Annotated in this window: 9 protein-coding genes; 1 reads left to right on the top strand and 8 read right to left on the bottom strand. The window is 30.4% G+C overall.

All coding sequences use genetic code 11. From position 1 onward, the window contains the following. Positions 1-92 precede the first annotated feature (92 nt). The 3 genes from BMY79_RS03860 to pckA all read right to left on the bottom strand — a co-directional run bounded on the left by BMY79_RS03860 (position 93) and on the right by pckA (position 3,952). Positions 93-1,568 (bottom strand): methyl-accepting chemotaxis protein, encoded by a 1,476-nt coding sequence (locus BMY79_RS03860; protein WP_074730446.1) that lies wholly within the window; start codon positions 1,566-1,568, stop codon positions 93-95. A 97-nt stretch (positions 1,569-1,665) separates the two neighbouring features. After that, the gene (locus tag BMY79_RS03855) at positions 1,666-2,178 is read right to left on the bottom strand and encodes a flavodoxin domain-containing protein (RefSeq protein WP_022749894.1); all 513 of its coding nucleotides are present in this window, start codon (positions 2,176-2,178) and stop codon (positions 1,666-1,668) included. Positions 2,179-2,347: 169 nt separating this feature from the next. Continuing rightward, complete coding sequence (gene pckA, locus BMY79_RS03850) at positions 2,348-3,952, bottom strand: phosphoenolpyruvate carboxykinase (ATP) (RefSeq protein WP_022749893.1); 1,605 nt, start codon at positions 3,950-3,952, stop codon at positions 2,348-2,350. Positions 3,953-4,328: 376 nt separating this feature from the next. Between pckA and BMY79_RS03845 the strand changes: the two genes are divergently transcribed. Further along, positions 4,329-5,219: a YitT family protein gene (locus tag BMY79_RS03845; protein WP_022750120.1), complete on the top strand. Its 891-nt coding sequence runs from the start codon at positions 4,329-4,331 to the stop codon at positions 5,217-5,219. A gap of 79 nt (positions 5,220-5,298) precedes the next feature. Here the strand turns inward: BMY79_RS03845 and BMY79_RS03840 are convergent, their stop codons facing one another. From BMY79_RS03840 to BMY79_RS12125, 5 genes are all read right to left on the bottom strand, one after another. Continuing rightward, the gene (locus BMY79_RS03840; RefSeq protein ID WP_027421576.1) at positions 5,299-6,027 is read right to left on the bottom strand and encodes an ion transporter; all 729 of its coding nucleotides are present in this window, start codon (positions 6,025-6,027) and stop codon (positions 5,299-5,301) included. 42 nt (positions 6,028-6,069) lie between these two features. Further along, positions 6,070-6,216: a hypothetical protein gene (locus tag BMY79_RS12130; RefSeq protein ID WP_177176422.1), complete on the bottom strand. Its 147-nt coding sequence runs from the start codon at positions 6,214-6,216 to the stop codon at positions 6,070-6,072. A gap of 82 nt (positions 6,217-6,298) precedes the next feature. Beyond that, the gene (locus BMY79_RS03835) at positions 6,299-7,651 is read right to left on the bottom strand and encodes a dicarboxylate/amino acid:cation symporter (RefSeq protein ID WP_074730445.1); all 1,353 of its coding nucleotides are present in this window, start codon (positions 7,649-7,651) and stop codon (positions 6,299-6,301) included. After that, positions 7,641-8,501: an SDR family oxidoreductase gene (locus tag BMY79_RS03830; RefSeq protein ID WP_022750115.1), complete on the bottom strand. Its 861-nt coding sequence runs from the start codon at positions 8,499-8,501 to the stop codon at positions 7,641-7,643. Before BMY79_RS03830 ends, BMY79_RS03835 begins: the two co-directional genes overlap by 11 nt. A 532-nt stretch (positions 8,502-9,033) precedes the next feature. Continuing rightward, a complete protein-coding gene (locus BMY79_RS12125) occupies positions 9,034-11,661 on the bottom strand; it encodes a lipocalin-like domain-containing protein (RefSeq protein WP_074730444.1) in 2,628 nt (875 codons plus the stop codon). Positions 11,662-11,722 lie beyond the last annotated feature (61 nt).

The following is an 11,722-nucleotide window of genomic DNA, read 5'->3' as shown; positions in this document are numbered from 1 at the left end:
ACATTTTCAAAAAAAATCTCATTCTTATAATATATTATATAATATTATCGGAGTAAGCACAAATTAAACTCGAATTTTTATCAGAAAAAAGCTCACTCTTTTTCTTCTTTTAGTATATTGGTCAATTTATGTGTAAGACTTCTAAGTTCTTTATATCCTGTATGTATTGATGACACACTTTCTGAAAGGTTCTGGATACTTGCCGACATTTCCTCCATTGCAGCTGAAGTTGTCTCCACATTATCACTTATATTATTAACATTAACTTGAGTTTGTTCTAAAACTTCTTGTAAAGTTTTTGTCTCATTTTTCACCTTATTTGAATTAATTTCAACATTTTGCGTGTTATTTGATATAACTCTAAATACTTCATCAACATCTTTTGCTTGTCCAACACATTTTGATACCATCGATTCATTTTCTTCAATTTCTTGTTTTGTATTTTCAGTTTTATCTTTTATCAAATTCAAAATATCATGAATTTCATTTGTAAATTTTGCAGAATTCTCTGATAGCTCCCTGACTTCATTAGCTACAACTGCAAAGCCCTTACCATGTTCACCTGCTCTAGCCGCCTCTATTGAGGCATTTAACGCTAGTAAACTAGTCTGTTTAGTTATATTATCAAGAGTTTCTAATATCATTCCAATTTGCTCATTTTCGTTAGCTAATTCTGTAATACTCTCAAGAATTTCTTTCATTCCATCATCTAAAGAATACATATTGTCAGCCAAACTTGTTACTTTTTTACTTCCCTCTTTTATTAGCGAAATACTTTCAACAGTTGCATCAAACATAGAAACACTTGAATCATATACAGCATGTATCTTTTTTACACCATCTTCAACCATTATTTTGATTTCTTCCGCTGCATCAACCTCTTCTATTGTACCTTTTGCAACATCATCTGAAGTAATTGACATTTGTTTAGAAATATTCTCCGAATCATCAATACTTGTATTAATAACCTCACTTACTTCATTTAATTTATTTACAGATTTAGCTATAGATACTAATAATTTTTCTGCTTTTTCTCCTACTTCTCTGCTTTCACTTAAAGTTGAATTTAACATAACAAATTGTTTTTGGGTCATACTACAAAGACCTAAAAAAACGATAAGCGCACTAATCACATACACTATGCACATAGCAAGCGCATCGTCTGTCCATGTAGTTGCTAACTCATTTTTATATCGCATATAAAAATAAAACATTCCAATTGAACTTGCCATACATTGTGTGCTAATTGCCCATATATCTTCATAAATTACTATCATAAACACAGCTTGAAAGAACATTAAAAAATTTGTTGTCGTAGGAAATATTACCATACACAACACTGATAAGCCTGTTAATAAAAACACCATAAAAAACATCGATAATTTAGGCGCACAAAATTTTGCAACGACTTGAACGATTAACGCTAAAACTAAACCTGCCCCCACTAAGCCTATAACTATTTCAATATCTACATAAAAAGCATTTACTATACCTCTTAACACTATACTTATAAGCAATGCTATACTCAAAAATCTCGTTTTTTTCCTTATCAATTCATTATATTCCATAAAAAAACCTCCGAACATACAATACTACGTATTCTATATCGGAGGAGAAAAAATATAAATTTTATAATTATACTCTTTTTTATAAAAATTTTATAGCTTAATTGCAAGCTTCTAATTGTAATTTCTTTCTAAGTTTTCTCTTAGTTATTAATGCATTAGTCTTCTCAATTACCGTATCATAAAATTTAATTGCACCACTAATTTCATCTTCTGTTGGATGATCTTTTTGAATGCCACCAATCAACTTAAACGGTCCAAAACTATCAAATCCTGGGCAAGAATACTCACCTACAACATCACAATACAAATCCTTTACTATTTTTTTAATTTCATTTGTATATGATTTCTTATCTGCTGAACCGTACGTATAAACAAAAAATACTTTTGAATATTCTGGTAAATTAATTTTAGCAAATGTTAAAATTTCTTTTGCAAATTTTCCAAAATAAATTCCTGATGCAATTCCAATTCTATCATATTTACATAAATTTACTTCATGCTTTTCGGTTATATCAATTAAATCAATATCTGGATTTGATTCTACAATCGCATCCACTAATTTTTTTGTATTACCATGATGTTTAGAATAATAAATAATTGCTGTTTTCATATGTACCCCCCTACAAATAAAACAAAGTTATACCAATCCCTCTATTCTATTTTATCACTTCTTACGTTCTTTTGATATATAAATTTTTTAAAAAGCCTTATAAACCACATATCAATGTTACCGTGGTTCATAAGGCCAAATCAATGTTTATCGTATATAAATCTTATAATTATAACTGTGGTCCAGCAGAAACTAATGCTTTACCTGCTTCGTTACTTTCATATTTTGCAAAGTTTTTATTGAATCTAGAAGCTAAATCTTTTGCTTTTGCATCCCATTCTGATGGATCTGCATATGTATCTCTTGGATCTAAGATATTAGTATCTACGCCCTTTAACTCTGTTGGAACTTCGAAATTAAAGTATGGAATTTTCTTTGTAGGAGCATCTAAAATATCTCCGTTTAAGATTGCATCAATGATTCCACGAGTATCTTTAATTGAAATACGTTTTCCTGTTCCATTCCATCCTGTATTAACAAGATAAGCCTTTGCTCCACTCTTTTCCATTTTCTTAACAAGCTCTTTTGCATATTTTGTTGGATGAAGCTCTAAGAAAGCCTGTCCAAAACATGCTGAGAATGTTGGTGTTGGTTCTGTAATTCCACGCTCTGTACCAGCTAATTTTGCTGTAAATCCTGATAAGAAATAGTACTGTGTCTGTTCTGGTGTAAGAATTGAAACTGGTGGTAACACACCAAATGCATCAGCTGATAAAAAAATTACATTCTTAGCTGCTGGAGCTGAAGATATAGGACGAACTATATTTTTAATGTGCTGAATTGGATATGATACACGAGTATTTTCTGTAACTGATTTATCTGCAAAATCAATTTTACCATTTTCATCAAGTGTAACATTCTCTAATAAAGCATTACGTTTGATAGCATTGTAAATATCTGGCTCTGATTCTTTATCAAGGTTGATAACTTTAGCGTAACATCCACCTTCAAAGTTGAAAACGCCATTGTCATCCCAACCGTGCTCATCATCACCGATAAGAAGTCTCTTTGGATCTGTTGATAATGTTGTTTTACCTGTTCCTGAAAGTCCAAAGAAAATAGCTGTATTTTCACCATTTAAATCTGTATTTGCTGAACAGTGCATTGCTGCAATACCTTTCAATGGTAAGAAATAGTTCATCATAGAGAACATACCTTTTTTCATTTCTCCGCCATACCATGTATTAATAATAACCTGTTCACGACTTGTAATATTAAATACAACTGCAGTCTCTGAGTTAAGACCTAATTCTTTATAATTTTCAACTTTTGCTTTAGAAGCATTGTATACTACGAAATCTGGTTCAAAATCTTTAAGTTCTTCTTCTGTAGGTTGAATAAACATATTTGTTACAAAATGTGCTTGCCAAGCAACTTCTACAATAAAACGGATTGCCATACGTGTGTCTTTGTTAGCACCACAGAAAGCATCTACTACATAAAGTCTTTTGTTTGAAAGCTCTTTAACAGCTATATCTTTAACAGCCTCCCATGTTTCTTTTGAAGCTGGATGGTTATCATTTGGATATTCTTCTGAATTCCACCATACTGTATCTTTTGAGTTTTCATCCACAACAATAAACTTATCTTTAGGTGAGCGGCCTGTGTAAATACCTGTTTTTACATTTACAGCATCTAATTCACTCACTTGGCCTTTTTCATAACCTTCAAGTTCAGCCTTTGTTTCTTCAGTAAATAACTCCTCATATGAAGGATTATAAACAACTTCTGTTGTTCCCATAATTCCATATTTACTTAAATCTAATTTTCCCATTTTACTTTACCTCTTTTCTTTATGTTGGCAGTCCTAATATATATTTTGCCCATAAAATTTTGGACCATTTATAATTAAATAAGTATCTCTAGTCCTAAAATACTCTAGAACTAATTTTACCATTTTTTTGCCGCTTTGTGCTAAAAATTTTTAAAAAAAAGCATTATTTTTTCGTTTTTTTCGCTGTCTATAATTGACACTTATAATGCTTATAATCCCTACAAATATTAGCCTTTAAATAGTTAAATTATTTTTCCATTTTAAAACATTAACGCTCGTTATTGCTAATTATTTTTTTTATGATATAATCATTCTGGTTTAAAAAATATGTATGTTTTTTATTATTTTAAAAATTATTTTTTTCGGAGGTAGTAAAATGACTCAGGCAGACAGATCTTTAAAATTACGTTTGATTTTTAAAGATATTTTTTTAATGACTGTTGCTACTTTTATTGTCGCATCAGCCGTTTTCTTCTTTTTGTATCCATCTCATGCTTCTATTTCAAGTATTGTAGGTTTGGCAATTATTTTATCAAATTTTATTAATTTATCAATCGCTCAAATTACTATGATTTTAAATGTTTTTCTTTTAATCATAGGATTTATTCTTTTTGGTAAAGAATTCGGTGCAAAAACAATTTATACCTCTGTTTTACTTCCTGTTATTTTAGGAATTTTTGAAAAAGTTTTTCCTAACTACAAATCTATAACAGGAGACAGTATCCTTGATGTAACTGCATATATTCTAATTGTTAGTTTTGGAGCAGCTATATTATTTAATGATAACGCTTCTTCTGGTGGCCTTGATATTGTAGCTAAAATTTTAAATAAATACCTACACATTGAGCTTGGACGTGCTATGTCTTTTGCCGGAATTTGTGTTGCTTTATCATCGATATTTGTTAGTAATCCAAAAATAGTTGTATTATCTCTTATCGGAACATATTTTAACGGAATCGTTCTTGATTATTTTATTTTCGGACACAATATCAAACGTCGTGTTTGTATTATCAGTGAAAAAGAAGAAGAAATTAAAGATTTTATTATAAATGAAATGAAATGTGGTGCAACAATATATAAAGCAATTGGCGCTTATAACAATGAAAGTCGTAATGAGTTAATTAGTATCTTAACCAAAAACGATTATCGTACGTTAATTAATTTTATTGCCAAAACGGATCCAAATGCTTTTGTTACAGTCTATACTGTTTCTGAAGTTTATGACACTCACCGTCATCAACGTTTTGACATTCCCAAAAACAAATAATAACTATTTTAATATTATTTTTTAAAAAAAATCCAGACTATAGATTCTTAAATGCTTTGAATCAATAATCTGGATTTTTTTATTTTTGAAATCTTGTTTTAGTTCTGTTTGCTTCATCCATATATGCTGCAGTTATTATACCTGATGGAAGTGCAATAACAGCAACTCCCACTAATGCTGATATCATTGTCAACATTCTTCCTGGAACCGTCACCGGCGATATATCACCGTAACCTATAGTTGTAATTGAAATTGTTGCCCAATATAATGCATCAAAAAAATTATTAAATAAATTTGGTTCTATTTGAAAAATAAACATTGCTGATGCCGTTATATACATCAGTGTCAAAACCAAAACTGCAATTAACTGTTGTTTAACTTTTCTCATTACATTTTCTATAATAACCATTGTTTTTGAATATCTTAATAATTTTAACACCCTAAAGACTTTAAATATTCTAAACAAACCGATTGCATTTGATTCTGGAAAAAATAGTGTAAACACCGGAATTATAGCCATCAAATCAATTATTGACATTGGCGTAAACACATGTGCAATATACGCTTTATAGCTTTTAACTCCCATTTTATAATCAGCTGTATAAAAACGCATTACATAATCAAATAGAAAAATAATGGCTGTTACAATATCGATTGACTGCGCATATCCATTTGTTTTCTTCATAGTAAGTGGTATTAAACCAACTATTACGGAAACTAGCATCAATAAGTCATATGACTTACTAGTTCTATCTTTACCTTGTGAAACTTCGATAATCTCGTACAATCGTTTCTTTTTCTCATCCATAAAGAATTCTCCTTTTGATATCGATCATTAAATATATATATTTCATCTGACTATTGCAAGTATTCCTAGTATAACTAAAATTAAACTCAACACATTGCATATAATTATAAATGAGTTTTCAAAGGAGTTTTTTTCTATTCTAACGCCATTATCATCTACTAATTTTGTATGATTTTTTCTTTTTTTCATATTCAATACTCCTTAAAAATAAATAATATTATTTATCTTTTTCGGATGAATATGCTAAAAAATAAATTACATTTTATACCATTTATACCATACTATTAAATCGTTCTTGATCAAGCTCTCCGCATTGTTTTGCAACGATTGTTGTACAAACTGCATCACCTGTAATATTTACCGCTGTTCTTGTCATATCAAGGATTCTATCGATACCCATGATAAGTGCAATTCCTTCAACTGGTAAACCAACAGAATTAAATACCATAGTTAGTGTTACAAGACCAACACTTGGGATTCCAGCTGTACCAACAGAAGCTAATGTAGCTGTAAAAATAACTGTAATCAAATCAACTATTGAAAGATTAATGTGATATGCTTGAGCAACAAATATAACTGCTACACCTTGCATGATTGATGTTCCGTCCATGTTAATTGTTGCACCAAGAGGAATCGTAAATGATGAGATTTTTCTTGATACACCCATTTTTTCCTCTAATGTATCAATGTTAAGTGGAATAGTTGCATTCGATGTTGCTGTTGAGAATGCAAAAGCCTGAACTGGGAAAAATTTCTTAATAAACTTAAATGGATTAAGTCTTGTGAATACAAATAATAATCCTTGGTAAACACCTAAACATTGAATTCCTAATGCAATAAATACTGCTGCCATATATTTTACCATTGGTAACATAGCCGAAAATCCTAATTGTGAAAATGTCTTAGAAATAAGACAAAATACACCAATTGGTGCAACAGCCATAACCATCATAGTAAGTTCCATCATTATGTCATTAAACTGTGCAAAAAAATTTGTAACAACCTGAACTTTATCTGATAACTTAGCTAAAATAATACCAATTAATAATGCAAAGAAAATAATCTGTAACATTTCGCCGCTAGCAAGTGATGCGACTGGATTTTCTGGAATAATATTTAATAAAGTTTCTGCAACATTTACTCCTCCTTTTGCCGCCTTAACACCTGTGTCAGCTTTAATAGCTGCCATGTTTAAATTCTTACCCGGATTAATTATGCTAGCTGTAGTTAACGCAACAGCAACAGCCATCATAGTTGTCATAATGTAAAATCCCATTGTTTTAACACCGACTTTACCAAGTGTCTTAGTATCTCCCATGGAAGATGCACCACAAACAAGAGATGTAAATACGAGTGGAACTACTAGCATTTTCATTCCTCTAATAAAACCTTGACCAACTACAAAAAATACACCATTTATAATAAAATCATTAAAAATTTTATAAACAATTCTAAGAATATGATCATTTCCTGTATCATATTTAGGTGATGATTTAACTACTGAAAGCATATGTGCATTTTCTACTATACTGTAGTGTAAAATTACACCGATAATTGCGCCTGCAATAAGTGCTATAAAAATTAATGTCGTTAAACCTATCTTTTTCTTTTCTTTATTTTGCATCACTATTCTCCTTTCCTTTAGCTAAATATTCTGATAATGCTTCTTTCCATTCTGGCATTTTATATAAGTTTGTAATTCTAAGCATCATATTATCTAACAATGTATAGTTAGGTCTTAATTTTAAGCTGTCTGCTGTTGTCTCAACTGTTACATCTGTAATATTCGCCTGTCTTAATATTTCTCTAGCAAATTCAGCTCTTGTACAGCAACCTTCACATGATGCGTGGAAAATACCATATTCTGAAGTATTCATTAGAACTTCAATAAATCCAGCCAAAGCATCTGCTGATGTTGGTGATGAAAATTCATTACCTGGTAACATAATATTTTCATGATTTCTGGCTTTTGTAAGAATCTCTTTAACAAAATCTTTCTTAACTCCATAAACCCATGATGATCTAACAATTACATGTTTATCTGTCAATTCTGAAACAAGTTTCTCACCTGCTAATTTACTCTTACCATACATTGTAATTGGTTCAGGTGTATCAAACTCACATAAAGCTGTCATATCTTTTCCATTGTAAACGTCATCTGTCGAAATCTGAATCATTTTAGCATCTACTTTTCTTGCTGCTATTGCCAAATTTCTTGCACCTAATGCGTTTACTTTATAAGCTTCTTCTGGAAATTCTTCACATTTATTTACATCTGTCAAACCCGCACAATTTATAATAATTCCCGGATGATTTCTATCCGCAAAACTTAATACCTTTTCCCTATCTTCAACTGGAACATCAGTATCACTAACTAAAACGATATATTTTGTATTAGCTTTAAGACGTTCTACTAACGCACTTCCTAAGCGACCATTTGCTCCAACAACCCATATTTTTGAACAATAACTCATACAAACTTTCCTCCTAAAATTTTAATTTTACAATCACATTCCATTTTGACATTTTGCAAGATGTCAATTCGATTCCTGCATTTTATTTTCTTATTTATATTTTCATAACCACAACTTTGTATACAATTATACCATCCCCTTTCACTAAAAACAAGTAAAAAATGGTTTTTATTTATAGTTTTTCCATGAAAATAAGCATTTTCTTTTTTTATTTTTTTAATTTATTATCACTTAATTATTTTTTATTAGCTGTTTTTTGTTTTTTACATGCCTTTTTAAAAATAGTTTTTTGAACAATCATAACACTAAAAATTCAATTTCTTTTTCTCTATATTACTTTACTTCAAAGAAGTATTTTTATTTATTTAATATTTCCTACACAGTTTCCCTTCTATATAATAGTAGTCTACTTTCACATAAAAAACTAGTTTTTTATATGAACAAAAAACCACTTCTACCAGATAATTCTAGTAAAAGTGGTTTTAAATATTTTTAAAAGGGGAGTTTTTTTGTTGTTTTATTTGTTATTCTTTTATTTTAAATCTTTAGTTATATCCTTTCCTTCGTATAAATATGTTGCTTCTTTTGAAGTAATTGCAACATCAAAAATTTTTATATCATCAAATCTTGTATCACGGCAATCTTCATCATTCCAAATTGCACCTGCTCCGACCATAATATTATTTGTGTTTTGTATTGAATCCTGATTAGTCATATCAAAGCATGATGATATATCTTTTTCGTCTTTAACCATTAATTTTCCGTTAAGGTATACTTTTATACCATTTGAGCTTACTGTATATATTACATGTTGCCATTGTCCACGTTTTAAATTGTCTGGTGCAATTGCATCAGAATAATTATTTGCAGCATTAATTCTTCCTATCAAGTTTGCACCTATTCTTGTCATAGGGTACTGACCATACTTTTCAGTTGCTGTTACTCTATCAGCTTCAAACAAGGCACTATGTTCAAACGTATCCTTTGAAACATTAACCCACATGCTTACAGTATAACCTGAATTTTTTACATTTTTTAATGTATCACTTGGTAATGCAAGATAATTTACTTTCTTATCTTTTGCATTACTTTTTATTTGTAACACATTACCTTTTTTAACATCTTTTATAACTTTTGATTCACCCACAAGGTGTGCTTTTTCTTTTGATTTTGAAGATTTCATTGCAGCAATTTCATTTTTTTTTATTTTTTTTTCAAAATCATAGCCAATAATCATTGATGGGCGCTTATTTACCGTAACTATAAATTTTTTGGTTATCTTAATATTTCCTTTAATAAAGGTAGCTGTTAAAGTAACATTTGTATCTTTTTTAGCACTTTTAACAACACCTTCATTACTAATAACTTTTGTTTTATCAGATTTCCATTTTACATTTACCCCTGATATACTTTGGGGTAATTCAATATTTTCTCTTGTAGCCTTTGGTAATTTTTTTTCTACAATGGAAATTGCACGATTTACTAAATCTTTATCTGTCAAATCGAATTTACTTCCCCAGATAGATTCATTATTATTACCAATTGCTGTAAAAGTCATTACTTCCTTACCATTATCATTTTCTTGTCTATAAAATACACCTTTAAAATTAACTTTATTAATGTTAATTGTTACATAATCACATTTTGATGTATCATCTTTTTTCCATGTTCCAACTAGATCTCCGCTAATTGTTCCGTTATCATTTAAAGTTATACTTTTTGTTTCAAGCATTGTTCCACTAGTTGCAGCTGTTCCATGATTAATAAACTCATAGGTTCCTACTACATCTTTTCTATCATAGTGTCCTATTTTTTCATTTCTATTTTCATAAACGGCTGTAACTGGCCATTTATCCTGATTCATAAATTGTTGACGCACTCTAATCTCATGACTTTCACCACGAGAAGCGTCCGCAAATCTTTGATGTGAAACCAAATAATGGTTGCCTTCTTCTGTTATTAATGCAGAATTATGTCCTGCCGCCTTATAACCCGGTTGATTATAAAATTGGTAATTTCCAATTAGCTTTATTCCATATTTTCCACAATTAACACCTGATTGATTGGCATTTCTTCCAGCCGCATCAACATATGGTCCCATTGGATTTTTAGAACGAAAGAGTCTCATATTATAACCACCAGATGCTGTTAAGCCACCGTATGTTTCATAAAAATAATAATAATCTGTTCCCTTATCATATTTTATGTAAGGACCTTCTCCTGATTGATGATTTCCACCAGCGATATGAGTTCCAAAATATCTATCTACTACATTTTTAGAAATTGGATCAACTGAATCCTTGCCTGGATAAATTGGTTTTCCGGTATTTGGATCTAACTCTAAAACATATATTCCGCCTGACCACGAACCATATGACATATACATTTTTTTCATATTTTTATCAAAAAAGATATTTGGATCAATTGCATTAGGTGCATACCTGTGATTCCAGGTGCCATCTGCATTAAAACATTTATCCGTTTTTATATCTTCAATTACACCATTGTCCACCAATTTTTTTAGATTCATATTATTCGTTGTCCAGGTGGTATCTTTTGTACTATTTCCATCATGCTCAACCTTGCCTGTATTTGTAAAACCAGAATACATTATGGTATCAACATATTTATAGTCACCATCTGCTTTTTTTGACACCATATATCCGATACAGGAACGTCTCCAGGTCGATGATGTGCAATAATAAAGCATATAAGCACCTTTTGATCCATCATCCCATCTATAATTTGGATTATAAATCACATCAGGTGCCCAAACTGCATAACCAGCTTTACAATCTGCATCATCTTTTCCAGCCCATTTAAATGATTCTTTTAAATTTTCATCAATATTGCCATAAATCTTGTTGTTATGAGCCGATTGATAATCTGTTGAAACCTGTGTCCAATTCGCCAAATCATACGTTTTTGCCGTTGCAATGTGTGAACCAAACGCATAAAACGTACCAGGATTATTAGGGTCTTCAAAAATAGATGGATCATGTACAGAAACTCTATTGATTTTTCCCGTTATTCTTGGAAGATTCACGGTCGAATCTTTTGCACTTACTTTTTCCACCTTTCCTACAAAACCTTCAATTGCAGTTACTGACATAGCTGCCGTTAACGCTAAAGCAACCGTCTTAACCATTTTTTTACTCATGTTTAATCCCTCCCTTAATTAAACATTTACCTTATGTTTTTATGTTTTTTGAAGCGCTGAA

Source organism: Lachnobacterium bovis (genome assembly GCF_900111325.1).
Classification (GTDB): Bacteria; Bacillota; Clostridia; order Lachnospirales; family Lachnospiraceae; genus Roseburia; species Roseburia bovis_A.
Note: the sequence above shows the minus strand (reverse complement) of the source record. Positions and strands in the feature narration are given on the sequence as shown.